Raw genomic sequence first — 24,450 nt, forward strand, 5'->3', positions numbered from 1 at the left:
CCCTTTTGCTTTTTGATTGTCGAGGTGCCCGTGACTGAACCTTCATCCCGCCGTTCCGGCTATGCCCGCCTGCTGGACCGCGCAATCCGTATCCTGGCGATGCGCGACCATAGCGAACAGGAGCTGCGGCGTAAACTCGCTGCTCCGGTACTGGGAAAAAATGGCCCGGAGACGCTGGACGTCACGCCGGAAGAGGTAGACACCGTTGTCGCCTGGTGCATTGAGAACCGCTACCTTGACGACGGTCGCTTTGTTCGCCAGTTTATTGGCAGCCGTAGCCGCAAAGGATATGGCCCGGCGCGTATCCGCCAGGAGCTCAATCAGAAAGGTATTCCCCGCGACGTTAGCGAAAGCGCGATGCGCGAGTGCGATATTGACTGGGCCGCGCTGGCGAAAGAGCAGGCGCAGCGTAAGTATGGCGAACCGCTCCCGACGACATTTGCCGATAAAGTCAAAATCCAGCGGTTTTTGCTGTACCGTGGCTACCTGATGGAAGATATTCAGGAAATCTGGCGAAATTTTGCAGATTGACCCATCGGGTATTTTACTTCCCAGTAAAGAAAACTTATCTTATTCCCACTTTATTCCGTCCGGTCGCTGGCTGTTAACAGGCAATCAGCGCCCACGACGATTATTCCTTATACACAAAATCATTCGCGCTGCGTCAAGGCGGCAGGAGAGTGAGTCACCTGGAGCGTACAGAGGTACGTGGTCGGGGTGAACGAGCGCAGCCCGCGTAGAGGCGGCGTGAAAGGTGAAGTGTATAGCTTGATTTCAGGATAATTATGAGCAAGAGCACTGCTGAGATCCGTCAGGCGTTTCTCGATTTTTTCCATAGCAAGGGACACCAGGTCGTTGCGAGCAGCTCCCTGGTGCCGCATAACGACCCGACCCTGCTGTTTACCAACGCCGGGATGAACCAGTTCAAGGATGTTTTCCTGGGTCTCGACAAACGCCATTATTCTCGCGCGACGACCGCGCAGCGTTGCGTTCGTGCGGGTGGTAAACACAACGATCTGGAAAACGTCGGTTACACCGCGCGTCACCACACTTTCTTTGAAATGCTGGGTAACTTCAGCTTCGGCGACTACTTCAAGCAGGATGCCATCAAATACGCATGGGAACTGCTGACCGGGGAAAACTGGTTCGCGCTGCCGAAAGATAAACTGTGGGTGACCGTTTACGAAACCGATGACGAAGCTTTCGATATCTGGGCGAATGAGGTCGGCGTTCCACGTGAGCGTATTATCCGCATTGGCGATAATAAAGGCGCGGCGTTCGCTTCTGACAACTTCTGGCAGATGGGCGATACCGGGCCGTGCGGTCCGTGTACCGAAATCTTCTTCGACCACGGTGACCACATCTGGGGCGGCCCTCCGGGAAGCCCGGAAGAAGACGGCGATCGCTACATTGAGATCTGGAACATCGTCTTCATGCAGTTTAACCGTCAGGCCGACGGCACCATGGAGCCGCTGCCGAAGCCGTCTGTCGACACCGGTATGGGCCTGGAGCGTATTGCTGCCGTTCTGCAGCACGTCAACTCCAACTATGATATCGACCTGTTCCGCACTCTGATTGAGAACGTCGCGAGAGTCACCGGCGCAACCGACCTGACGAACAAATCGCTGCGCGTTATCGCTGACCATATTCGTTCCTGCGCATTCCTGATTGCCGACGGCGTAATCCCGTCGAATGAAAACCGTGGCTACGTGCTGCGTCGTATCATTCGTCGTGCCGTGCGTCATGGCAACATGCTGGGTGCGAAGGAGACCTTCTTCTGGAAACTGGTTGCTCCGCTGATTGATGTCATGGGCGCCGCCGGTGAAGAGCTGAAGCAGCAGCAGGCTCAGGTTGAGCATGTGCTGAAAACCGAAGAAGAGCAGTTCGCTCGTACGCTGGAGCGAGGTCTGGCGCTGCTGGATGAAGAGCTGAGCAAGCTGAAGGGCGATACGCTGGATGGCGAAACCGCTTTCCGTCTGTATGACACCTATGGTTTCCCGGTTGACCTGACCGCCGACGTTTGCCGCGAGCGCAATATTAAAGTCGACGAAGCAGGCTTTGAGGCCGCAATGGAAGAGCAGCGTCGTCGTGCGCGTGAGTCCAGTGGCTTTGGCGCAGACTACAATGCGATGATTCGCGTTGACGGCGCTTCTGAATTTAAAGGCTACGACCACCTGGAGCTGAATGCGAAAGTGACCGCACTGTTCATCGATGGCAAAGCCGTTGATGCCGTGACTGCGGGCCAGGAAGCGGTTGTCATTCTGGATCAAACGCCGTTCTACGCAGAATCCGGTGGCCAGGTGGGCGATAAAGGCGAACTGAAAGGCGCCGGTTTCTCCTTCGCGGTCAACGATACGCAGAAATACGGCCAGGCCATTGGTCATATTGGTAAACTGAGCCACGGCACGCTGAAAGTGGGCGATGCGCTGGAGGCTGATGTCGATCGGGCTCGCCGTCAGCGTATTCGTCTGAACCACTCGGCAACTCACCTGATGCATGCGGCATTACGTCAGGTTCTGGGTACGCATGTGGCGCAGAAAGGCTCGCTGGTGAATGACAAAGCGCTGCGCTTTGACTTCTCTCACTTCGAAGCCATGAAGCCGGAAGAGATTCGCGCGGTGGAAGATCTGGTCAATGCTCAGATCCGTCGCAACCTGCCGGTTGAAACCAACATCATGGATATCGATGCGGCGCGAGAGTCTGGTGCGATGGCGCTGTTCGGTGAGAAATATGACGATCGCGTTCGCGTACTGAGCATGGGCGATTTCTCCACCGAGCTGTGCGGCGGTACTCACGCTTCACGTACCGGTGATATTGGCCTGTTCCGTATTACCTCTGAATCCGGTACCGCTGCGGGCGTTCGCCGTATCGAGGCAGTGACCGGCGAAGGCGCAATTGCGTATCTGCATGCGCAGAGCGATCTGCTGGGCGATATCGCACAGTTGCTGAAGGGCGACAGCCATAACCTTGGCGATAAAGTGCGTGCCGCGCTGGAACGTACTCGCGTACTGGAAAAAGAGCTGCAGCAGCTGAAAGAGCAGGCGGCGGCGCAGGAGAGCGCAAACCTCTCCAGCAAAGCAGAAGAGATTAACGGCGTCAAATTGCTGGTCAGCGAGCTGGCCGGCGTTGAGCCGAAAATGCTGCGTACCATGGTTGATGACCTGAAAAACCAACTCGGTTCTACGGTCGTTGTGTTAGCCACGGTGGCGGATGGTAAGGTTTCTCTGATTGCCGGTGTGTCTAAGGATGTGACAGATCGCGTGAAAGCAGGGGAGCTGGTTGGAATGGTCGCCCAGCAGGTGGGTGGCAAAGGGGGCGGTCGTCCGGATATGGCTCAGGCCGGCGGTACCGACGCGTCTGCTCTCCCTGCAGCGTTAGCCAGTGTGAAAGGCTGGGTCAGCGCAAAACTGTAATAACTATAAATGCATAGCTACCGTTATCCCTGGATAACGGTAGCTTGCGAGAGAAGCACTGATAACGATAAAGTCGGGTTGAAGTTGTGTATATCGGCTAAACTTAGGTTTAACAGAATGTGATGCCGTGACTGCTTACACCGTAAGGTGTTTGTCATCGCTTACTTTTTGGCGTTATATGATGGATAATGCCGGGATACGAGAGACCCGACTCTTTTAATCTTTCAAGGAGCAAAGAATGCTGATTCTGACTCGTCGAGTTGGTGAGACCCTCATGATTGGAGATGAGGTCACTGTGACAGTTTTAGGGGTTAAGGGTAACCAGGTACGTATTGGCGTTAATGCCCCTAAAGAAGTCTCCGTGCATCGTGAAGAGATCTACCAGCGTATCCAGGCTGAAAAATCCCAGCAGTCCAGTTACTAAGGTTTTCGCGCCTCGCGATTCCGTGAGGCGCATCCCCGCTCCCGTCCTTCTTTCTGACTTTTCTTCTTCTGCTCTCTCCCATTTTTGTTTATTGCCTATCGATCGCGACATTTATCTTTTGCCTGCCGCTGGCCGAAAGCCCTGAATTCCTGTTGATAAAACACTCTTTTTGCCGTTTTTGCAGGCTAATTGCGCGGTAAGTGTGCAAACGGAAAAAGGTCTCGAAAAATTGTTTGACTTATAAGTACCAGAAAGTAATATGTGCGCCATCGCAGCGACGAAGAGCAGAAACAAGTTCTTCGAAGCACTCGTAAGAGGCGTGTGGTGAGGTGGCCGAGAGGCTGAAGGCGCTCCCCTGCTAAGGGAGTATGCGGTCAAAAGCTGCATCCGGGGTTCGAATCCCCGCCTCACCGCCATTTTGCATCCGTAGCTCAGCTGGATAGAGTACTCGGCTACGAACCGAGCGGTCGGAGGTTCGAATCCTCCCGGATGCACCATATTTTCCCATTTCTTCAGCAATGAAGAGGTGGTTGGGGTAGCGGTAATAACCGCAAGCACCAGGAAGGATAACGTTGCATTAGCAACGGCCCGTAGGGCGAGGCGAAAGCCGAATCATCCTCCTGGATGCACCATCTTACTCAGTGTGGCAAGTGTTAGATGTGACACTGACGCGTAGTAAAGTAGTTCTCCCTGATGCATCCGTAGCTCAGCTGGATAGAGTACTCGGCTACGAACCGAGCGGTCGGAGGTTCGAATCCTCCCGGATGCACCATCTTCTCCGAAATGACAGCGGAACTGTTATTTCACGGTCTGCGAGATAATCGCCAGTACCAGGGAGGATAACGTTGCGTAAGCAACGGCCCATAGGGCGAGCGAAGTAAGTCATCCTCCCGGATGCACCATCTTCTCCGAGATAACAACGAAAGTGTTATTTCATGGTCTGCGAGATAATCGTCAGCACCAGGGAAGACAATGTAGTAAAGCAGTTCTCCCTGATGCATCCGTAGCTCAGCTGGATAGAGTACTCGGCTACGAACCGAGCGGTCGGAGGTTCGAATCCTCCCGGATGCACCATCTTCTCCGAAATGACAGCGGAACTGTTATTTCATGGTCTGCGAAATAATCGCCAGTACCAGGGAGGATAACGTTGCGTAAGCAACGGCCCACAGGGCGAGCGAAGTGAGTCATCCTCCCGGGGATGCACCATCTTCTCCGAAATGACAGCGGAACTGTTATTTCATGGTCTGCGAGATAATCGTCAGCACCAGGGAAGACAATGTAGTAAAGCAGTTCTCCCTGATGCATCCGTAGCTCAGCTGGATAGAGTACTCGGCTACGAACCGAGCGGTCGGAGGTTCGAATCCTCCCGGATGCACCATCTTCTCCAGATTTACATCAAATTTATCGCTTCATGGTCTGCGAAATCATCGCCAGCACCAGGGAGGATAACGTTGCGTGAGCAACGGCCCGTAGGGTGAGTAAAACGAGTCATCCTGCCGGATGCACCATCTTCTCCAGATTCACATTAAATTTATCGCTTCATGGTCTGCGAAATTATCGCCAGTACCAGGGAGGATAACGTTGCGTGAGCAACGGCCCGCAGGGTGAGTAAAACGAGTCATCCTCCTGGATGCACCATCTTCTTCAGTTTCTCCTTTTTCTTAAAACCCCAAACCGTTTATCCGTTCTGTGCCTGCCTTTTCTGGCAAAAGCGGCCTGGACCATTCAGGCGGCGGATCTCTTTCAACGATGCTGAGCGATCTTTTTTTATTGGCAAGTGACTCTTTCCACTATAATTTACCCGTATGTATCGGCCTGATTTGGGTGAGATGAGTGCAAGGAGAGAAATCCATGAAATGGTTCAAAGCAATACCTGCGTTTTGTGCGACGCTTCTGGTAGCCGTATCGTTAGCTGGCTGTGCGGGATCGCCCACAAAGGAAAGTACCGGTGGCTATATTGACGATACCGTCGTCACCACGAAGGTTAAAACGGCGCTGTTTAACGAAAAAGATATTAAGTCTTCTGAAATTAGCGTACAGACCTTTAAAGGACGTGTTCAGTTGAGTGGTTTTGTCTCATCAGCGAAGGACGCCAGCCGCGCGGTGGAAGTCACCCGCAGAGTGCAGGGCGTTCGTTTGGTTGAGAACGATTTAAAAATCAAATAAATCATGATATGAGTCACATAAAGGCGCCCGAAGGCGCCTTTATTGCCTGAGGCGCTGGCCGCGACAACATGCGCCTTTTGCGATAAAGTAACGTTTTCTTACCCGGTTTGTGAGAACACGATGTACGAACGTTACGCAGGACTGATCTTTGATATGGATGGCACCATCCTTGATACCGAACCGACGCATCGTAAAGCGTGGCACGAGGTTCTGGGCCGTTACGGAATGCGTTTCGACGAGCAGGCGATGGTCGCGCTCAATGGTTCTCCGACCTGGCGTATAGCCCAGGCGATTATCGAACTGAATCACGCTGATTTAGATCCTCACCGTCTGGCGGAGGAAAAAACCGTGGCCGTGAAGGCCATGCTGCTGGACAGCGTGCGTCCCTTACCGTTGATAGACGTTGTGAAGGCATGGCACGGGCGTCGTCCGATGTCGGTCGGGACCGGCAGCGAAAGCGCCGTCGCTGAGGCGCTGCTGGCGCACCTCGGCCTGCGTCACTACTTTGCGGCGGTGATTGCCGCCGATCATGTCCAGAATCATAAACCCGCGCCCGATACCTTCCTGCTGTGCGCGGAGCGCATGGGCGTCGCGCCGGAAACATGCGTCGTCTTTGAAGATGCTGATTTTGGTCTGCAGGCGGCGAAGCGTGCGGGGATGGATGCCGTGGACGTTCGGCTGCTGTGAGCGACGCACTGTCGCTGATATCGCTGTTTGCCAGTAGTTTTTTGAGCGCCACATTACTTCCCGGCAATTCGGAAGTTGTGCTGGTTGCTATGCTACTTACGGGGGCAAGCCAACCGTGGGCCCTGGTATTAATAGCAACAATCGGCAATAGCCTTGGAGGGGTAACTAACGTTATTCTGGGGCGCCTGTTTCCGCTGCGCAAAACATCGCGCTGGCAGGAAAAAGCAACCGGCTGGTTAAAGCGCTACGGCGCGGTCACATTATTATTAAGCTGGGCGCCGGTCATCGGCGATTTACTGTGTCTGCTGGCGGGATGGATGCGCATCTCCTGGGGGCCGGTACTTTTTTTCTTATGCCTTGGTAAAGCGTTACGCTATATCGTCATTGCGGTGGTAACGCTTCAGGGCATGACGTGGTGGCACTAATTGTGGAACTAAGACTATCCCGACAGGCCGTGTTACCGGTTATTTTACACCTCGGCTGTGCCCGAAATCCGCACGTACTGCCAGTGCGATCCGGTTTTCGCGCGCGGAACCGGCAACAGTAACGTCTTCTGGGATAACCTGTATGGTCACCATTACAATTATGCTTATTCAAACGATTTCGACAGGCGGGAGGTCAAATTGATCCCGGATGTATCACAGGCGCTGGCCTGGCTGGAAAAAAATCCACAGGCTCTTCAGGGTATCCAACGTGGTCTTGAGCGTGAAACGCTGCGCGTCAATGCCGATGGCTCACTGGCGACGACCGGTCACCCTCAGGCCCTTGGCTCGGCGCTGACCCATAAATGGATTACTACCGACTTTGCTGAAGCGCTGCTGGAGTTTATTACGCCGGTTGATGGCGACATTCAGCATATGCTCACCTTTATGCGCGATGTTCATCGCTATACCGCTCGTCAACTGGGCGATGAGCGGATGTGGCCACTGAGCATGCCTTGCTATATTGCTCCTGGTCAGGATATCGAACTGGCGCAGTATGGCACCTCGAATATTGGCCGTCTGAAAACGCTGTACCGCGAGGGGTTGAAGAACCGCTATGGCGCGCTGATGCAAACTATCTCCGGCGTGCACTATAACTTCTCGCTGCCGATGGCTTTCTGGCAGGCGAAGTGCGGCGTTGACGATGCGGAAAGCGGCAAAGAGGCGATTTCCGCCGGCTATTTCCGTTCAATTCGTAACTATTACCGCTTCGGTTGGGTGATCCCATACCTGTTCGGCGCCTCTCCGGCTATCTGCTCTTCGTTCCTGCAGGGCAAACCGACGACGCTGCCGTTTGAGAAAGCGGAAAATGGTATGTACTACCTGCCTTATGCGACCTCGCTGCGCCTGAGCGATCTGGGTTATACCAATAAGTCGCAAAGCAATCTCGGGATTACGTTTAACGATCTCCACGAGTATGTGGCAGGATTGAAGCGGGCGATTAAAACGCCGTCGGAAGAGTATGCCCGGATTGGCCTCGAGAAAGATGGCAAGCATCTGCAAATCAACAGCAATATTCTGCAGATTGAGAACGAACTCTACGCGCCAATTCGGCCGAAGCGTGTGACCCGCAGCGGTGAGACGCCTTCCGACGCGCTGCTGCGCGGCGGTATTGAATATATCGAAGTCCGCTCGCTGGATATCAACCCGTTCTCGCCGATTGGCGTTGACGAGCAGCAGGTGCGTTTCCTCGACCTGTTTATGGTCTGGTGCGTGCTGGCCGATGCGCCGGAAATGAGCAGCGATGAGCTGCTGTGTACGCGCACCAACTGGAATCGCGTGATTCTGGAAGGCCGTAAGCCGGGGCTGACGCTGGGTATCGGCTGCGAAAGCGCGCAGTTCCCGCTGGCTCAAGTGGGTAAAGATCTGTTCCGTGATTTGCGCCGCGTGGCGCAGACGTTAGATAGCATCCACGGTGGCGAAGCCTACCAGCAGGTTTGTGATGAGCTGGTTGCCAGCTTCGACGATCCGGAATTAACTTTCTCAGCCCGCATTCTGCGTTCTATGCTTGAAGAGGGGATTGGCGGCACCGGTAGGGAGCTGGCCGATCGATATCGTACGATGCTGCGGGAAGAGCCGCTGGAAATTTTGCGTGAAGATGATTTTATCGCTGAACGTGAAGCTTCAGTGATGCGCCAGCAGAAGGTGGAAGCGGAAGATAGCGAGCCGTTTGAAGCCCTGTTAGCAAGACACGCGTAGCAAAAAGCGGTACAAAAGAAAAAGGCCACATCAATGTGGCCAAACTTTCATCTCTGATTCAGGGATGATGATGATAATAAATGCGCGTCTTTCATATACTCAGACTCGCGGGTGTAAGAAGAGTTCATTTTATTTTAAAAAAAATCACTATCGGAGGTGAAGAATGCCGTTGTTAGATAGTTTCACAGTCGACCATACCCGCATGGAAGCACCGGCGGTGCGCGTTGCGAAGAAAATGAACACGCCGCACGGCGATGAAATTACCGTTTTCGATCTGCGTTTTTGCGTACCAAACCAGGAAGTGATGCCGGAAAGAGGGATTCATACTCTTGAGCACCTGTTCGCGGGCTTTATGCGCGACCACCTGAACGGCAATGGTGTGGAAATTATCGACATCTCTCCGATGGGCTGCCGTACGGGCTTCTATATGAGCCTGATTGGTACGCCGGATGAGCAGCGTGTAGCCGACGCCTGGAAAGCGGCGATGGCCGATGTGCTGAAAGTGAAAGATCAGAAGCAGATCCCGGAACTGAACGTCTACCAGTGCGGTACCTATACTATGCACTCGCTGGAAGAAGCTCAGGAGATCGCACGCCATATCATCGAGCGCGATGTGCGCATCAACAGTAACGATGAGCTGGCCCTGCCGAAAGAAACCCTGCAAGAACTGCACATCTAGTGCTTATTGTCGGTCCGGCGATTTCCGCCGGGCCGCTATTCCTGCGCCGCTATGTCGACGACCCTCACCTTCTCGTTTCAACACCGCGCCCTTGTGCCATTTGCCCATGATTACGCTCACGGTGATAGCGAACCGTGGCATCAGCATGACTGCGCCCAGCTGCTGCATATTCTCAGCGGCGTGGTGCGGGTTGACACGCCGGTGGGCTACTGGGTTGTCCCGCCCGGACGCGGCGTCTGGCTGCCGGCAGGTACGCCCCACGCGCTGCGTGTCACCGGACAGGTCGCGGCCCGCACGCTGTTTATCGATCCGCTCGCCCGGGCCGATCTGCCGTCTTCGTGCCAGATCGTGCAGATCACTCCGCTGCTGCGTGAGCTGATCGTCACCTCGCTGGCCCTGGCGGAGCGCTATCAACCCGGCAGTCGCGATGAGCGCATTTATGAACTCATTCTCGATGAGATTCGCGGTATGGCGGTGCTGCCATTTGGCCTGCTGGAGCCCCGGAGCGAGGCGCTGCGCCGTTTATGTCACAAGGTGCGGGAAATGCCGGGACAAGCCTGGAGCAGCCAGCAGGCGGCGAAAGAGAGCAATATGAGCGAACGCACGCTCAACCGCCATTTTCAGCAGCAGACCACGCTCACCTGGAGTGAATGGGTGCGCCGGGCGAAACTGATGGAAGCGCTGGTTCGCCTGGCGCAGGGACAATCGGTGCTGCGGGTGGCGCTCGATCTGGGCTATGGCAGCCATAGCGCCTTCAGCGCGATGTTTCGTCGGGTGATGGGCGTCGCCCCCAGCGATTACTTCCGTCCGCCGGCTTGCGCGTCTGCGCCGACCGCATGACACAGCGCCTGCAATGAGGCGCGCGCCACGTCATTATCGATTCCAACGCCCCAGCGGCTGTCGCCATTGGGGAAAATACAGCGAATATAGGCCACTGAACGGCTGTCGCTACGTTCACCGAGAGTATGTTCGTGGTAGTCCTTAATGACGAACGCTTGCTTCAGCAGCGCGCTGAGGCCGCTGGCGGCCGCGGAGAGCAGGCCATTACCGTGGCCCTGAAGGCGACGCGTCTCACCGTTGACCCGCAGCGTACCCTGCAACGCAAGCTGGCCGTCCTGTCGGCTGTCAGTTTTATACTCCAGCAGCGCCAGCGGTGGCTGAGTAACCAGCCCGTAACGGGAACGGAACAGCTGCCAGAGGGCATTCTGCGTCATCTCTTTGCCATGCGTATCGGTCTCTTGCTGAACGTGCAGGCTGAAATCTTGCTGCAGCGCACGGGGCAGCTTCAGTCCGTGATTCTGTTCGATTAACCAGGCGCTGCCGCTCTTACCGGACTGGCTGTTGACGCGGATAACCGCTTCATAGCTACAGCCGATGTCCTGCGGGTCGACGGGCAGGTAGGGCATCTCCCAACGATCGCCGGGCTGACGGGCATCGAATCCCTTCTTAATGGCATCCTGATGAGAACCGGAAAAGGCGGTGTAGGCGAGGCTGCCGGCCCACGGATGGCGAGGATGAACCGGCAGCTGATTGCAATTCTCCACCACTTCCACGACCCGTTTCATCTCCGGGAAGCTGAGCCGCGGCGTAATCCCCTGGCTGTAGAGGTTCATGGCCAGGGTGACCAGACAGACGTTACCGGTACGCTCACCGTTGCCGAACAGACAGCCTTCTACGCGGTCGGCGCCGGCCATCACCGCCAGCTCCGCGCTGGCAACGCCGGTCCCCCGGTCATTATGCGGATGAACGCTAATGCAGACATCGGCCCGGCGGGAGAAATGGCGGCAGAAAAACTCAATCTGGTCAGCGTAAACGTTCGGGGTACTGACCTCGACGGTGGCTGGCAGGTTGATAATCATCGGTCGTTGTGCGCAGGGCTGCCAGATATCCGCTACCGCTTCGCAGATATCCAGGGCAAATTCCGGTTCGGTAAAGCAGAAGGTTTCCGGGGAGTATTCATACTGCCAGCGGGTCTGCGGCTGCTCTTCACACTGCTGGCGAATCAGGCGAGTGGCGCGGGTTGCCAGCTCAATGACCTGCGCTTTATCCATCCCGAAAACCAGCTTGCGGAACAGCGGGGCGGTGGCGTTGTACAGATGGACGGTGGCGCGATGGGCGCCGCGCAGCGATTCAAAGGTTCGCAGGATAAGATCTTCTCGCGCCTGGGTCAGCACCTGGATGGTGACATCTTCTGGAATGCGCCGTTCCTCAATCAGCTGGCGGACGAAGTTGAAGTCGGTCTGAGATGCCGAGGGGAAGGCGACTTCAATCTCTTTAAATCCGCACTCCAGCAGCAGATCCCAGAACTGCAGCTTACGTGCGCCGTCCATCGGTTCGGCCAGCGCCTGGTTGCCATCGCGCAGGTCGGTTGAGAGCCAGCGCGGCGCGTGAGTTATCGGGTTGTCCGGCCAGCGGCGGTCGGGCAGGGAAATGGGCGGCCAGGGGCGATATTTTTCACCGGGATTTGTCAGCATAGTTCTCTCCTTGTGTCGGATCTTTATCCTGCCGAAGCGCAGAGCGGGCTGCTTTAGCAAACTGGACAGAAACTAGCGAGAACTGGACAAGGTTGGCGTAGCGCCGGCAATAAAAAAGGGATCCGCAGATCCCTTCAGGTCAAACCTTAGTGCGCACCGCCGCCGCCGCCCCCGGCGCTAAACGGCGGTCTGGCAAACCACACCAGCCCCAGCAGCAGGATAAAGATCGCCGCCGAGAACCAGAAGATTTCGTTGGCGGAGATAATCAGCCCCTGGTTAGTTATCTGCTGCGCTATCCAGCCGGACGCCTGCTGTTGAGTCATCCCTAATCCCTGCAGCTGGTCATACATCTGCTGGGCGTTGGGATTATAGGGCGTCACCGACTCGGTGAGCTGCGCATGGTGCAGCGCCTCGCGGTTAGTCCACATGGTGGTGGTAATCGAGGTGCCTATTGACCCTGCCAGCGTACGGGTGAAGTTCGACAGGCTTGATGCCGCCGCCAGCCGTTCCGGCGGCAGGCCGGACAGGGTGATGGTGGTCAGCGGCATAAAGAAGCAGGCCACCGCGAAGCCCTGGATAAACTGCGGCCACGCCGAGGCGCCGAAGTCCATGCCGGGCTCGAAAGTCCAGGCGCGCCAGTAGAAGCACACCGCGTACATGATAAAGCTGAAGGTCACCAGCCGGCGCATATCGAGCTTATGGGCAAAGCGGCCGATAATTGGCGACAGGATAACCGGGATTACCCCCACCGGTGCGGAAGCCAGACCGGCCCAGGTGGCGGTATAACCATACACCTCCTGCAGCAGCTGCGGCAGCAGCACGATAGCACCGAAGTAGAGCATGTAGGCGAGACTGATGCACAGACAGCCAATGGTGAAGTTTCGCGATTTAAAGAGCGAGAGGTCGACGATCGGGTTGTCGTCGGTCAGCTCCCAGACGATCAGGAAACTGATGGCGATCACCGCGACGATTGTCAGCACGATAATCTCGTTGGAGGCGAACCAGTCCAGCTCTTTACCGCGGTCAAGCATCACCTGCAGGCTGCCGATACCGATCACCAGCAGCGCCAGGCCGACGCCGTCAATCCGCCGCTGTTCGGTACGGGTTTCGCGACTGCGCAGGGTTTGCAGCGTCATCACCACCACCGCGATGCCAATCGGTACGTTGATGAAGAAGATCCAGCCCCAGTGGTAGTTGTCGCTGATATAGCCGCCGAGAATAGGGCCGCAAATCGGCGCGACGATCACCGTCATCGACCACAGCGCCAGCGCGATAGAACGTTTGGCGGGCGGATAGTTGCTGAGCAGCAGACTTTGCGACAGCGGAATCAACGGACCGGCGACGATCCCCTGAATCACGCGGAAGAAAATCAGCATCGTCAGGCTGTTGGACATCCCGCAGGCCCAGGAGGCGATGGCAAACGCCACCGTCGACCACAGGAACAGCTTCACTTCCCCGACGCGTTTTGCCAGCCAGCCGGTGATCGGTATAGAGATAGCATTCGCCACCCCGAAGGAGGTGATAACCCAGGTCCCCTGGCTCAACGATGAGCCAAGGTTACCGGCAATGGTCGGAATGGCCACGTTGGCGATAGTGGAGTCCAGCACCTGCATGAAGGTCGCAAGCGACAGCGCAATGGTCATGATGACCAGCTGCGCGCCTTCCAGCGGTTTTTGCGGTTGCATTACGCTCACTCCGAATTATCCCGCGTTAGCCTGGATGATACCGTCGATCAGTTTGTTCACCGGCTCAAGGGCGATTTCGCGGGCATTGCTTTCATAAACCGGGGATTTGCGCGTCTGGTTAGCCAGCATTTCGCCGTCGCGGTTGGTGGTGTTCACTTCAACCAGCGTTGAAAGACCAATACGCAGCGGATGTTCAGCCAGCTGTTTGGCATCGAGCTCAATACGTACCGGCAGACGCTGGACCACTTTGATCCAGTTACCGGTGGCGTTTTGTGCCGGCAGCAGTGAGAACGCGCTGCCGGTCCCCATGTCCAGCCCGACGACCTTGCCGGTGTACTTCACATCATCGCCGTAAATATCGCTGATGACGGTCGCTTCCTGGCCGATGCGCATATGCGCCAGCTGAGTCTCTTTAAAGTTGGCGTCGATCCACAGATTGGTGGCCGGTACGACCGCCATCAGCGGCGTGGTGGGGCTAATCTGGGCGCCGGGCTGCACGGCACGACGGGAAACGTAGCCGCTAATCGGGCTGACGATTTGCGTACGCTGCAGCGCAAGCCAGGCGTTGCGGACATCCGTCGCCGCCTGCAGAACCGCCGGCTGTTGTTCCAGGCGGGTATTCAGCACGATAGCCTGGTTAGCGTTGAATTGCTGAATGGCGACATCCAGTTCGGCCTGGGCGCTGGCGACGGTATCGCGAGCGTGCTGCAGCTCTTCGCGGCCAATCAGGTTGGCGGCGCCCAGCGGGATACGACGATTGAGATCGGTCTGTGCCTGAGAGAGCGCCGTTTTCTTGACGTCGATATTCGCCTGCAGCTGTTTGCTGTTGATCATCTGCTGACGCGTCTGGCGAACGCTGGCGGCCAGCTGGGTTTTCGCTTTTTCAAATGCCTGCTGGGCATCGGTCTGGTCCAGGGTGACCAGCGGGTCGCCTTGCTGCACGAAATCGGTGTTGTCGGCCCAGACTTTCGTCACGCTGCCGGACACCTGCGCCATGATTTGCACCTGGTTCCCTGCCACGTAAGCGTCATCGGTCTCTTCATAATGACGCAGTACCAAAAACCAATAAACTCCGTATGCCACGGCAATAATAATAAAGAGCAATGTCAGTAGCAGAAGGGCGCCTTTGCGTTTGCCCTTCTTGCTGTCCGGTTGCTGCGGGGTTTGGCTCTCCGCATTTGCGCTCATGTTATTCTCCACGATCTTATTATTTCACATCGGCTGAGCCGACCTGTTTATCAGAAAGGCCAGCAGATGATCTGCTGGCCTGTCTGTTTTTCCTTGTCAATCCAGAAAAAGTTTTGAGCAGTTCCCGCGCTTAACGCAGCGACTCCGCCAGTACGCCATCCTCTTCCATCTGGTCAAGGCGGCTAAGCAGTTTGCGGGTGATGTGCTCGAGCTGGTCTTTCTCGCTGGTGCTCAGAGAAGACCAGAGCTGATGCAGGCAGTTGTGCTGCGGCGGTAAAACTTCGCGCAAAAACTGATGACCTTTGTCGGTGAGTTGCAGATGCAGGCAGCGGCGATCGTTGTCGCTTTCGCGACGCTCAATCCAGCCGCGTTTTTCCAGTTCATCGGCAATACGGGTTGCGTTGGTCCGTGACGATCCCAGCGCGCAGCTCAGCTCAGAAGGCTGAATACTGTGGTTTTCCTGAGACTCCAGCGTGATCAGCGCCATAAATAATGTCTCGTTAATCCCCTGCGCTTTCAGCATCTTATTGCGGTTTTCCAGTAGCTTACCTTGCATGTGCATACAGAGGCGGGTGAGCAGAATCTCCTGGAAAGGGAAATCTTCGTGACGGCTGGCGCGGAACTTGAGCATTTGCTCAATGGGAGTAAACGAACTATCCATTTGGGTATGACCTCATTAATTACAGCCGATATAATAACTATTGTGACAAATAAATCAAATCAATTATTGACTAAAATTGATACTTTAAAAGTATAAAAAAGTTGTGATTTTCCATGCTATTCCATAGGCCAACGCGCTCAGCAGCGTGGGCATAATAATGCTGCGCGTCTTCCAGAACGCCAGTCCCAACACCGTGAATCCAACCAACGTAGGCAGCAGCCGTCTGGAATCGCTGAGGATTTCCGGCACGCTGGAGACGATCAGCAGGGCGCAGATGGAGGCGATGCCGATGGTATCGAGCAGCACGCTGAGCGGACCGCGTCGCGTCGGGCGCGCGTTTCCTGCGCGCAGGCGCAGCGGCAGATAGCGAAACAGATAGTTCACGCAGCCGACCACTATCCCGATAATCAGCACGTTATTGTTCATCGGGCATCCCCTGAATGCTGGCCTGAATCAGCGCGGCCAGACAGCCGCAGACAATCCCGGCGAGAATGGCCGCTGGAATAGAAAACAGAATAATGCCGCCCAGGGCACCGGCCAGGGCGGCCGTCACGCTGAGAGACTGTTTCCGCTGGAACGAGGCCAGTAAGAAGCTCATAAACAGCGCGGGTAGCATAAAGCTCAGCGCGGCTTCCACCGCCGGAAAACCGACCAGCAGGCCGCTACCGGAGTAGGCGCCGATCAGCGTGCCGAACACCCATGATATCCAGGAGGTGAAGGCGATACCGAGCATCCAGCTTTCGCTCCAGCGGCGGTTGTCGCGAACCAGCTTTGCGGTGGCCGCCGCGAAAACTTCGTCGGTCAGGCCAAAAGCCCAGAGCGCGGTTTTTCGTTTATCCAGCGCGCGATGAATGCGGCTACGTAGCGAAGGGCCGTACAGAACGTGACGCACATCCATCGCCATCACGGTGAGGGCCGCCACCCACAGCGAGCTGCCTGCGGCGAGCATCGCGGTAATGACGAACTGGCTGGCGCCGGCGTAGATGATGCAGGAAAAGAACAGGCTTTCCAGCGGCGTGAAGCCGAGTCGGGTGGCGTTCAGGCCAAAGGCGAAGGCCACGGGAATGTAGCTAATCACAATCGGCAGGCTGTCTTTAATCCCTTCAGGCAGCGTGGCCTCACTGGCAGGGGCAGGTTTTTCCATAGCGCGTTATTTATTGATAACTCACGTGAATATCACATGATTGAACAGGTGAGATTACCTTAGCAGAGAGCGGGGCGCTTTGACACCTTGTTAAACGGCGCTGGCGGGTGAGTGGGACCGTCTGAACGTTACCCCGGCCGCGCCGGGGTAGCGGAGTGGCGCGCTCAGGTACCCGGACTGCGCGCTGCCTCCGGGCCTGAGGGCAGGTTACTTCTGCGCGGCCAGCGCTTCTTTCACCCAGCCGTCAAACTGCTGCTGGTGGGCTTTGATCCAGCCATCAACGTGACCCTGAATATCCGCTTCTGAGGCATGACCTTCATGCATCATGGCGTTTTCGGCGTTAATGTCGGCAATCGGTAGTTTCATGATGCTAAACAGTTTTGCCGCCGCCGGGTTTTTCTCTGCCCAGGCTTTGTTGGCCACGATGTGCATCGTGCTTACCGGGAAGCCATAGTTCGCGCCGTTAGCCAGTTTGGTATCGATATTTTTCTGCACTCCCGGCAGGGAGGAGAACGGAACCTGCAGCCAGACGACATCTTTGCCCGGCTTCAGCACGTCGCTGACCCAGTACGGCGTCCATGTGTAGTAGATAACCGGCTTACCTTCTTTAAAGCGGGCAATGGTATCGGCCATCATCGCCGCATAATTCCCCTGGTTGTGCACCACCGTTTTGCTCAGGCCATAGGCATCAATCTGATGATTAATGACCGCTTCGCAGCCCCAGCCCGGCGTACAACCGGTCAGATCGGCTTTACCGTCGCCGTTGGTGTCGAACAGTTTGGCAATTTTCGGGTCTTTCAGCTGATCGATGGATTTGATGTGATACTGTTCGGCGGTTTTTTTGTCAATCAGGTAGCCCTGTGCCGCGCCGTTAACAAAAACGCCTTCGCGATAGAAGCTTTTATCGCCACCGGCGGCAGCGTACATATCGTCATGCAGCGGCTGCCAGTTGACGGCGGTGAAGGTCGCGTCGCCGGAGGCAAGCGAGGTATAGCCAACGTTGTAGTCCACTTCGCTGGGCTTATCGACGGTGTAGCCCAGTTTTTCCAGCGCGCGGCTCACCAGCAGGGTCTGGAAGGTCTCTTCCGTAATGGTGCTTTGAATCGGTTTGACGGTAATGCCTTTTCCCGGTAGGTCGGCTGCCCAGGTAGCGCTGGTGGCGAGCAGAGTGGCAAACGTTGTGGCAATAATCGTGTTATGTCGCATCGTTATTCCTTATGAATGAGAAGGGAGAGCTGCGGGCCCGGCAGGTGCAGTGCCGCCGGGCGATGAGAAGACTATTTACAGAACGGGCGGGTAATCAGCCCCAGAGGACCGGTTGCGTACCAGCGACGGTTGCCGCGGCTGCGGGAATCGCGGCCGACGGCCTGGGTCAGGCGGTCGAGAATAATCGCCAGAATGACGATCCCGACGCCGCCGACGCTCGCCAGCCCCATATCGAGGCGGCCGATCCCGCGCAGCACCATCTGGCCAAGACCGCCCACGGCGATCATCGAGGCGATCACCACCATTGACAGCGCCAGCATCAGCGTCTGGTTAACCCCGGCCATGATGGTCGGCATTGCCAGCGGAAGCTGCACTTTAAAGAGCAGCTGACGCGGGCTGGCGCCGAACGAGCGCGAAGCCTCAATCAGGTCCGCGGGCACCTGGTTAATCCCGAGGATGGTCAAACGGACGATAGGCGGCAGGGCGAAGATAATAGTCACCACCACGCCTGGAACGTTACCAATCCCGAACAGCATGACAATCGGTACCAGGTAGACGAACGCCGGCGTTGTCTGCATGGCATCCAGCAGCGGGCGAATAATTTTCGCCGCTCGTGGGCTACGCGCCAGCCAGATCCCCAGCGGCAGGCCGATCAGCATACAGAACAGCAGTGCGGTCAGAACCAGCGCCAGAGTCACCATCGCCTGCGACCAGGCGCCGATGGCACCGATCGCAACCAGAGAGATCAGCGTCGCTACGCCCATCCCCACGCTGGAGATTTGCCAGGCGATAAGCGCGAACAGCACAATGGCGACCGGTGCCGGCATGCCTAATAACAGCTGCTGGAAAGCGCTGAGGATGTAGTCCACCGGCACACGGATGCCCTGGAACAGCGGGCGGAAGTGCACCACGATCCAGTCGATACCGTGCGTCACCCAGCTGTCGAGCGGGATCAGCGTTTTATGGAACGGATCCATGATGTTGAAATGTTCCGGCTGCGGCGCCGGCGCGCTGTTTAGCCAGTCGGCACCGCCGCCATCGGTCGGTGCGGATGCCGGGGTGCCCCAGGCATCGGCAGATTGTGCGGCGCTATCCGCCGCCGGTGCGGTATCCCACGGGTTAGATTGATCAGCCATTGTTTGCCCCCTCGCGATCTAAAGCCTTCAGCAGCATTCCTTTAGAAATAATGCCGATGTACTGGTGCCCTTCATCCACAACCGGAACCGCGCACGGTGCCTGGCCGACGTGGGAGAGCAGGTCGCTGAGCGACGTTTGCGCATCTACCGCCTGCGGGGATGCGAGTAACGCCGCATCAATTCCCTGACCTTCGCTCAAGGCGGATTTCAGTGAATCAATAGAGACAATACCGACAAACTTATTACCACGTTCAATCACATAACCATATTCACGGTCTTCGTCCTGCAATAATTTCAATGCTGAACGCGGACCGAAACCTGGCGTTTTACGAATTAAGCCTACCGGGCTTCGTCGGGCAATATCTTTAGCGCTGAACACCTGGCTAATATCGACACCGCGGAAGAAGGTTTTGACATAATCATTGGCGGGATTATTCAGTATTTCATCCGGGGTACCGACCTGAATGACTTCGCCATTTTGCATGATGGCGATGCGATCGCCAATGCGCATGGCTTCATCAAGATCGTGGGAAATAAATACCACGGTACGCTGATGTTTCGCCTGTAATTTTGTCAGCTCATCCTGCATTTCTGTACGAATTAATGGGTCAAGGGCCGAGAAGGCTTCGTCCATTAATAAGATATCAGGGTTGATGGCCAGCGCACGGGCGAGGCCGACGCGCTGGCGCATTCCGCCGGAGAGCTCATCCGGGTAAGCATGCGCGTAATTCTCCAGGCCGACCTGACGCAGCGCCTCCAGCGCTTTCTGCTGGCGCTCCTGGGTCGACATGCCCGCCAGCTCCATACCAAAGGCGGCATTGTCGAGCACGGTCATATGCGGCATCAGCGCAAATGACTGAAATACCATAGCGATCTTTTTTCTGCGCACCTCACGCAGCTCGGCTTCTGAGATTTTGGCGATATCGACGCCATCTATCAGCACCTGCCCGCGGGTGGGTTCAATCAGGCGATTGAGAAGGCGAACCATGGTGGATTTTCCTGAGCCGGAAAGCCCCATGATGACGAATATCTCGCCTTCTTCAATGGTCAGACTGGCGTCTTTTACGCCAAGCGAAAGTCCCGTTTTTTCCAGTAGTTGTTCTTTAGTAAATCCTTTTTCAATATATTTGAACGCTCGCTGTGGATGCTCGCCAAATATCTTATAGAGATTCTTAATTTCTAATTTAATTGCCATGCAATAGAGAGTTTCCTGTTATTTGTATTATGTCAATATAGTACCTGGTGGAGATAATTACCTTTTTACACCCTAACATACTCAGATTCTGTGACAACCCTCAATGTCCCATCGGCGGCGAAATGAGAGGGCCGCACTTCGGCGTATTCCCCATGATAGAAGGGCTGAGCGTTGATTATTGGCAGGTGATATTTTTTACAGATGACAGGGGAATAACTGGTGAACCACGCGATTCTTGCTGAATATTACGGCAATATGTCAGGAAAATATCGCGTGGTTTTTTTGTGTGATAAAAGTTAATTATGTGAAATAGATCACCAGGAAACCGGACAATATATTCCTGGTGAAAGTAAGGTTAAAAATCCCAATCGTCGTCGGCGGTTTCTTCCGTTTTGCCCATCACATACGAGGAACCGGAGCCGGAGAAAAAGTCATGATTTTCATCGGCATTTGGCGAAAGCGCCGCCAGAATCGCCGGGTTGACCGCCGCCATCTCTGCCGGAAACAGCGCCTCGTAGCCCAGGTTCATCAGCGCTTTGTTGGCGTTGTAACACAGGAAGGCGTTCACCTCCTCAATCCAGCCGCTGTCGGCGTACAGATCCCGGGTGTAGGCCAGTTCGTTATCGTATAAATCCATCAGCAGATCGAGGGCAAAATTCTTCAGCTGCTCCCGCTCGTCGGCCGCGATGTTTTCCAGCCCCTTTTGGTACTTATAGCCGATGTAATAGCCGTGCACCGCTTCATCGCGGATAATCAAGCGAATCAGGTCGGCGGTATTGGTCATTTTGCCGCGGCTTGAAAAATACATCGGCAGCCAGAATCCGGAATAGAAGAGGAAGGATTCGAGAAACACGCTGGCGATTTTCTTCTTCAGCGGATTATCCGCCTGATAATACTCCAGCATCAGCCGGGCTTTGTGCTGGAGCGGCGGATTCTCTTCGCTCCAGGCGTAGGCGGCATCGACATCTTTGGTCTGGCACAAGGTGGAGAAAATCGAACTGTAGGAGCGGGCATGCACCGCCTCCATAAAGCTGATGTTGGAGAGCACCGCCTCTTCGTGCGCGGTCAGCGCATCCGCCATCAGCGCCGGCGCGCCGATGGTGTTCTGAATCGTATCGAGCAGCGTCAGTCCGGTGAACACGCGAATAGTAAGCTGCTGTTCCACTGGCGTCAGCGTCTGCCAGGCGGGAATGTCGTTAGACAGCGGCACTTTCTCCGGCAGCCAGAAGTTGCTGGTCAGACGGTTCCAGACCTCCAGATCCTTATCGTCCTCAATGTTGTTCCAGTTAATAGCGCGAATACGCGTTAAATGGGTCATCCTGTTCTCCTTACAGCGCGCAGGACACGCAGCCTTCGATTTCGGTACCTTCCAGCGCCAGCTGGCGCAGACGGATGTAATACAGCGTTTTGATTCCCTTCTTCCACGCGTAGATTTGCGCCTTGTTGATATCGCGGGTGGTGGCGGTATCGGGGAAAAAGAGCGTCAGCGACAGCCCCTGATCGACGTGCCGCGTGGCTTCGGCATAGGTGTCGATAATTTTTTGCGGGCCGATTTCCCAGGCATCTTGATAGAGCGCCAGGTTGTCATTGGTCATAAATGGCGCGGGGTAGTAAACCCGCCCGGTTTTCCCCTCTTTGCGGATCTCTATCTTTGAGACAATCGGGTGGATACTCGAGGTCGCATGGTTGATATAGGAGATCGATCCGGTAGGCGGGATGGCCTGCAAATTACGGTTATAGATACCGTGGCGCATGACGTCATCGCGTAGCTTCAGCCACATATCGCGGTCGGGAAGGCGGATTCCGGCGCGGGCGAATAGCGCGCGCACTGTTGCCGTTTTCGGCTGCCAGTCGCCCTGCAGATAGCGTTCGAAGTATTCGCCGCTGGCATAGCGCGATTGTTCAAATCCGGCAAAATACTCACCGCGCTCGCGGGCTATCTGCATCGACGTATGCAGCGCATGCCAGGTGACGGTATAAAAATAGAAGTTGGTAAAGTCCAGCCCTTCCGGGCTGCCGTAGGCGATACCTTCCCGGGCCAGATAGCCGTGCAGGTTCATCTGGCCAAGACCGATGGCATGGGAGGCGGCATTGCCCGCCGCCACCGATGGCACCGAGCGTATATCACTCATGTCGGAAACCGCCGTCAGGCCGCGCACCGCCACGGCGATCGTGCGGGCAAAATCCGGCGAATCCATGGTATGCGCAATATTCAGCGACCCAAGGTTGCAGGAGATATCCTGGCCTACGCTGGCATAATCCAGATTTTCATCAAAGGTCGACGGGGTGTTGACCTGCAAAATTTCCGAGCACAGGTTACTCATGTTAATTCGCCCGGCAATCGGATTGGCGCGGTTGACGGTATCTTCAAACATGATGTAGGGATAGCCGGACTCGAACTGAATCTCTGCCAGCCGCTGGAACAGTTCCCGGGCGCGGATCCAACGTTTGCGGACCCGCTCGTCGGCGACCAGCTGCGTATACATCTCGCTGATGGCGATATCGCCAAACGGCTTGCCGTACAGGCGCTCGACGTCATAGGGTGAGAACAGCGCCATCTGCGCGTCGTCTTTTGCCAGCTGGAAGGTAATGTCCGGGATCACGACCCCAAGCGACAGGGTTTTGATGCGGATTTTCTCATCGGCGTTTTCCCGCTTGGTGTCCAGAAAACGCAGAATGTCCGGATGATGGGCGTGCAGGTAGACCGCCCCGGCTCCCTGGCGGGCGCCGAGCTGGTTGGCGTAGGAGAAGGCATCCTCGAGCATTTTCATCACCGGCACTACGCCGGAAGATTGATTTTCAATGCGCTTAATCGGTGCCCCGAACTCGCGCAAATTGGACAATAAAAACGCCACGCCGCCGCCGCGCTTAGACAGCTGCAGCGCCGAGTTCACCGCCCGGCCAATCGACTCCATATTGTCTTCAATGCGCAACAGGAAACAGGAAACCAGCTCGCCCCGCTGCTGTTTACCGGCGTTGAGGAAGGTGGGCGTCGCCGGCTGAAAGCGCCCGCTGAGGATCTCATCGGTCAACTGCCGGGCCAGAGTCTCATCTCCCTGCGCGAGGGTGAGGGCGACCATGCAGGTGCGATCGGCAAAATGCTCAAGGTAGCGTTTGCCGTCAAAGGTCTTCAGGGTATAGCTGGTATAGAATTTCCAGGCGCCGAGAAAGGTCCGAAAGCGGAACGGGTAGCCGTGCGCGTGGTCAAACAGCGTCAGCACAAAACGGCGATCGTAGCGTGCCAGCACGCTGGCATCGTAATAGCCTTCGGCGATCAGCCATTCCAGTTTTTCATTCTGCGTCGTGAAAGAGACGGTATGGGTCAGCACGTGCGTCGCCATAAAGGCGTCTACCGCCTGGTGGTCTTTTTCAAACGGAATACGGCCATTACTGTCATACAAATTCAGCATCGCATTGAGGGCGTGGAAATCTGCCGCCCCGGTGGTTAGACGTTCTGCGGTTGTCGTTGCCAAAATTCGTTTACTCCTTTACGCACGTTATCGACATCGGTTGGGGTGCCCATCAGCTCAAAGCGATACAGATACGGTACGCCGCACTTTTGCGCGATGACGTCGCCGGCCCGGCCATAGGCGTCGCCGAAGTTACGGTTACCGGCAGCAATCACGCCGCGTATCCGCTGGCGGTTATGCGGGTCGTTTAAAAAGCGGATCGCCTGCCGGGGCACCGCGCCAGCCGTGCCGCCGCCGCCGTAGCTGGGGACAATGAGAATGTAGGGGGCGTCTACCTGGATGCGTTCCCGCTCGTTAAGCGGAATGCGCACCGCGGGCAGCCCCAGACGCTGGACGAACCGATGCGTATTTTCGGAACTGCTGGAGAAGTAGACGATCAGGCTCATGCGTTGGCCACCGGTTCGGGGCGCAGGCGGTTAATCATATCCGGGCGAAAACCGGACCAGCGGGTTTCACCGGCTATCACGACCGGCAGCTGACGAAAGCCCTGTTCGCGCAGCATGTCAGCGGCATCCGGATGATGCTCAACATTCACCATCTCGAAGGCAAATCCGCGGCTTTCCATGGCCCGCTTAGTGGCATGGCACTGGACGCAGTCATTTTTAGTGTAAATAGTAATGCGCATGATTCGTATTTCCATTTAAGATAACAGAACGGCGCAAAAAAGTGCGACGTCCGCTATCGGTTAACTGTTCAGGAAATACTAGATGTAGTTATCTAAAAGTTCAACCACGCAATATAT

General features: G+C 55.9%; 22 protein-coding genes and 5 tRNA genes. 14 read left to right on the forward strand and 13 right to left on the reverse strand.

The genetic code is table 11. From position 1 onward, the window contains the following. Window positions 1-30 precede the first annotated feature (30 nt). The 14 genes from recX to OQV00_RS05560 all read left to right on the forward strand — a co-directional run bounded on the left by recX (window position 31) and on the right by OQV00_RS05560 (window position 10,389). Window positions 31-531, forward strand: coding sequence for a recombination regulator RecX (gene recX, locus OQV00_RS05495; RefSeq protein WP_015585887.1), 501 nt, complete (start codon window positions 31-33; stop codon window positions 529-531). 254 nt (window positions 532-785) lie between these two features. After that, window positions 786-3,413 (forward strand): alanine--tRNA ligase, encoded by a 2,628-nt coding sequence (alaS, locus tag OQV00_RS05500; RefSeq protein WP_032718140.1) that lies wholly within the window; start codon window positions 786-788, stop codon window positions 3,411-3,413. Window positions 3,414-3,651: 238 nt separating this feature from the next. After that, window positions 3,652-3,837: a carbon storage regulator CsrA gene (gene csrA, locus OQV00_RS05505; RefSeq protein ID WP_000906486.1), complete on the forward strand. Its 186-nt coding sequence runs from the start codon at window positions 3,652-3,654 to the stop codon at window positions 3,835-3,837. Between the two features lie 323 nt (window positions 3,838-4,160). Then, window positions 4,161-4,253 (forward strand) — tRNA-Ser (locus tag OQV00_RS05510). Window positions 4,254-4,257: 4 nt separating this feature from the next. Beyond that, window positions 4,258-4,334: transfer RNA gene (locus OQV00_RS05515), tRNA-Arg, on the forward strand. Between the two features lie 198 nt (window positions 4,335-4,532). Next, window positions 4,533-4,609: transfer RNA gene (locus OQV00_RS05520), tRNA-Arg, on the forward strand. Window positions 4,610-4,834: 225 nt separating this feature from the next. Beyond that, window positions 4,835-4,911: transfer RNA gene (locus tag OQV00_RS05525), tRNA-Arg, on the forward strand. Between the two features lie 227 nt (window positions 4,912-5,138). Beyond that, window positions 5,139-5,215 (forward strand) — tRNA-Arg (locus OQV00_RS05530). Window positions 5,216-5,688: 473 nt separating this feature from the next. Continuing rightward, window positions 5,689-6,003 (forward strand): BON domain-containing protein, encoded by a 315-nt coding sequence (locus OQV00_RS05535; protein ID WP_004866826.1) that lies wholly within the window; start codon window positions 5,689-5,691, stop codon window positions 6,001-6,003. A gap of 120 nt (window positions 6,004-6,123) precedes the next feature. Beyond that, the gene (yqaB, locus tag OQV00_RS05540; RefSeq protein WP_004866822.1) at window positions 6,124-6,690 is read left to right on the forward strand and encodes a fructose-1-phosphate/6-phosphogluconate phosphatase; all 567 of its coding nucleotides are present in this window, start codon (window positions 6,124-6,126) and stop codon (window positions 6,688-6,690) included. Beyond that, entirely contained in the window at window positions 6,687-7,115 is a 429-nt protein-coding gene (locus OQV00_RS05545; RefSeq protein WP_004866820.1) for a YqaA family protein, read from the forward strand. Before yqaB ends, OQV00_RS05545 begins: the two co-directional genes overlap by 4 nt. A gap of 198 nt (window positions 7,116-7,313) precedes the next feature. After that, a complete protein-coding gene (gene gshA, locus OQV00_RS05550; RefSeq protein WP_015585888.1) occupies window positions 7,314-8,870 on the forward strand; it encodes a glutamate--cysteine ligase in 1,557 nt (518 codons plus the stop codon). A 163-nt stretch (window positions 8,871-9,033) separates the two neighbouring features. Continuing rightward, on the forward strand, window positions 9,034-9,549 hold the full coding sequence (luxS, locus tag OQV00_RS05555; protein ID WP_004866815.1) for an S-ribosylhomocysteine lyase: 516 nt from the start codon (window positions 9,034-9,036) through the stop codon (window positions 9,547-9,549). Between the two features lie 51 nt (window positions 9,550-9,600). Beyond that, a complete protein-coding gene (locus tag OQV00_RS05560; protein ID WP_004866811.1) occupies window positions 9,601-10,389 on the forward strand; it encodes an AraC family transcriptional regulator in 789 nt (262 codons plus the stop codon). On the opposite strand, the gene leuA is transcribed toward OQV00_RS05560, so the two are convergent. The 13 genes from leuA to nrdH all read right to left on the reverse strand — a co-directional run bounded on the left by leuA (window position 10,347) and on the right by nrdH (window position 24,333). Then, window positions 10,347-12,023: a 2-isopropylmalate synthase gene (leuA, locus tag OQV00_RS05565; RefSeq protein WP_088402248.1), complete on the reverse strand. Its 1,677-nt coding sequence runs from the start codon at window positions 12,021-12,023 to the stop codon at window positions 10,347-10,349. The genes OQV00_RS05560 and leuA overlap by 43 nt on opposite strands. Window positions 12,024-12,169: 146 nt before the next feature. Then, a complete protein-coding gene (gene emrB, locus OQV00_RS05570) occupies window positions 12,170-13,708 on the reverse strand; it encodes a multidrug efflux MFS transporter permease subunit EmrB (RefSeq protein ID WP_004866805.1) in 1,539 nt (512 codons plus the stop codon). A 15-nt stretch (window positions 13,709-13,723) separates the two neighbouring features. Next, a complete protein-coding gene (emrA, locus tag OQV00_RS05575) occupies window positions 13,724-14,896 on the reverse strand; it encodes a multidrug efflux MFS transporter periplasmic adaptor subunit EmrA (RefSeq protein ID WP_004866802.1) in 1,173 nt (390 codons plus the stop codon). A gap of 130 nt (window positions 14,897-15,026) precedes the next feature. Next, entirely contained in the window at window positions 15,027-15,557 is a 531-nt protein-coding gene (gene mprA, locus OQV00_RS05580) for a transcriptional repressor MprA (protein WP_004866799.1), read from the reverse strand. A gap of 84 nt (window positions 15,558-15,641) precedes the next feature. Then, on the reverse strand, window positions 15,642-15,983 hold the full coding sequence (gene ygaH / locus OQV00_RS05585; protein ID WP_004866795.1) for an L-valine transporter subunit YgaH: 342 nt from the start codon (window positions 15,981-15,983) through the stop codon (window positions 15,642-15,644). Further along, window positions 15,973-16,701 (reverse strand): AzlC family ABC transporter permease, encoded by a 729-nt coding sequence (locus tag OQV00_RS05590; protein WP_015585890.1) that lies wholly within the window; start codon window positions 16,699-16,701, stop codon window positions 15,973-15,975. The genes ygaH and OQV00_RS05590 overlap by 11 nt, the downstream gene beginning before the upstream one ends. 207 nt (window positions 16,702-16,908) lie before the next feature. Then, window positions 16,909-17,907, reverse strand: coding sequence for a glycine betaine/L-proline ABC transporter substrate-binding protein ProX (gene proX / locus OQV00_RS05595; protein ID WP_069476493.1), 999 nt, complete (start codon window positions 17,905-17,907; stop codon window positions 16,909-16,911). Window positions 17,908-17,978: 71 nt separating this feature from the next. After that, on the reverse strand, window positions 17,979-19,043 hold the full coding sequence (proW, locus tag OQV00_RS05600) for a glycine betaine/L-proline ABC transporter permease ProW (protein ID WP_004866787.1): 1,065 nt from the start codon (window positions 19,041-19,043) through the stop codon (window positions 17,979-17,981). Beyond that, entirely contained in the window at window positions 19,036-20,238 is a 1,203-nt protein-coding gene (gene proV, locus OQV00_RS05605; RefSeq protein WP_004866784.1) for a glycine betaine/L-proline ABC transporter ATP-binding protein ProV, read from the reverse strand. The genes proW and proV overlap by 8 nt, the downstream gene beginning before the upstream one ends. 355 nt (window positions 20,239-20,593) lie before the next feature. Continuing rightward, on the reverse strand, window positions 20,594-21,556 hold the full coding sequence (gene nrdF, locus OQV00_RS05610; protein ID WP_266279974.1) for a class 1b ribonucleoside-diphosphate reductase subunit beta: 963 nt from the start codon (window positions 21,554-21,556) through the stop codon (window positions 20,594-20,596). A 10-nt stretch (window positions 21,557-21,566) separates the two neighbouring features. Beyond that, window positions 21,567-23,711 carry a class 1b ribonucleoside-diphosphate reductase subunit alpha gene (nrdE, locus tag OQV00_RS05615; protein WP_032718130.1) on the reverse strand — a complete coding sequence of 715 codons (2,145 nt, stop codon included), beginning with the start codon at window positions 23,709-23,711 and terminating at the stop codon, window positions 21,567-21,569. Beyond that, on the reverse strand, window positions 23,684-24,094 hold the full coding sequence (gene nrdI, locus OQV00_RS05620) for a class Ib ribonucleoside-diphosphate reductase assembly flavoprotein NrdI (protein WP_004866776.1): 411 nt from the start codon (window positions 24,092-24,094) through the stop codon (window positions 23,684-23,686). Before nrdI ends, nrdE begins: the two co-directional genes overlap by 28 nt. Beyond that, window positions 24,091-24,333: a glutaredoxin-like protein NrdH gene (nrdH, locus tag OQV00_RS05625; protein WP_004866773.1), complete on the reverse strand. Its 243-nt coding sequence runs from the start codon at window positions 24,331-24,333 to the stop codon at window positions 24,091-24,093. Before nrdH ends, nrdI begins: the two co-directional genes overlap by 4 nt. Window positions 24,334-24,450: the final 117 nt, after the last annotated feature.

It is taken from the genome of Klebsiella sp. DY2415, assembly GCF_026314315.1.
Taxonomy (GTDB): domain Bacteria; phylum Pseudomonadota; class Gammaproteobacteria; order Enterobacterales; family Enterobacteriaceae; genus Klebsiella; species Klebsiella ornithinolytica.

Bases quoted from the DNA above. Each gene is read 5' to 3' on its own strand.
- alaS (WP_032718140.1), top strand. From the start codon at position 786: ATGAGCAAGAGCACTGCTGAGATCCGTCAGGCGTTTCTCGATTTTTTC.
- csrA (WP_000906486.1), top strand. From the start codon at position 3,652: ATGCTGATTCTGACTCGTCGAGTTGGTGAGACCCTCATGATTGGAGAT.
- OQV00_RS05535 (WP_004866826.1), top strand. From the start codon at position 5,689: ATGAAATGGTTCAAAGCAATACCTGCGTTTTGTGCGACGCTTCTGGTA.
- yqaB (WP_004866822.1), top strand. From the start codon at position 6,124: ATGTACGAACGTTACGCAGGACTGATCTTTGATATGGATGGCACCATC.
- luxS (WP_004866815.1), top strand. From the start codon at position 9,034: ATGCCGTTGTTAGATAGTTTCACAGTCGACCATACCCGCATGGAAGCA.
- OQV00_RS05560 (WP_004866811.1), top strand. From the start codon at position 9,601: ATGTCGACGACCCTCACCTTCTCGTTTCAACACCGCGCCCTTGTGCCA.
- leuA (WP_088402248.1), bottom strand. From the start codon at position 12,023: ATGCTGACAAATCCCGGTGAAAAATATCGCCCCTGGCCGCCCATTTCC.
- emrB (WP_004866805.1), bottom strand. From the start codon at position 13,708: ATGCAACCGCAAAAACCGCTGGAAGGCGCGCAGCTGGTCATCATGACC.
- emrA (WP_004866802.1), bottom strand. From the start codon at position 14,896: ATGAGCGCAAATGCGGAGAGCCAAACCCCGCAGCAACCGGACAGCAAG.
- mprA (WP_004866799.1), bottom strand. From the start codon at position 15,557: ATGGATAGTTCGTTTACTCCCATTGAGCAAATGCTCAAGTTCCGCGCC.
- ygaH (WP_004866795.1), bottom strand. From the start codon at position 15,983: ATGAACAATAACGTGCTGATTATCGGGATAGTGGTCGGCTGCGTGAAC.
- OQV00_RS05590 (WP_015585890.1), bottom strand. From the start codon at position 16,701: ATGGAAAAACCTGCCCCTGCCAGTGAGGCCACGCTGCCTGAAGGGATT.
- proX (WP_069476493.1), bottom strand. From the start codon at position 17,907: ATGCGACATAACACGATTATTGCCACAACGTTTGCCACTCTGCTCGCC.
- proW (WP_004866787.1), bottom strand. From the start codon at position 19,043: ATGGCTGATCAATCTAACCCGTGGGATACCGCACCGGCGGCGGATAGC.
- proV (WP_004866784.1), bottom strand. From the start codon at position 20,238: ATGGCAATTAAATTAGAAATTAAGAATCTCTATAAGATATTTGGCGAG.
- nrdF (WP_266279974.1), bottom strand. From the start codon at position 21,556: ATGACCCATTTAACGCGTATTCGCGCTATTAACTGGAACAACATTGAG.
- nrdI (WP_004866776.1), bottom strand. From the start codon at position 24,094: ATGAGCCTGATCGTCTACTTCTCCAGCAGTTCCGAAAATACGCATCGG.
- nrdH (WP_004866773.1), bottom strand. From the start codon at position 24,333: ATGCGCATTACTATTTACACTAAAAATGACTGCGTCCAGTGCCATGCC.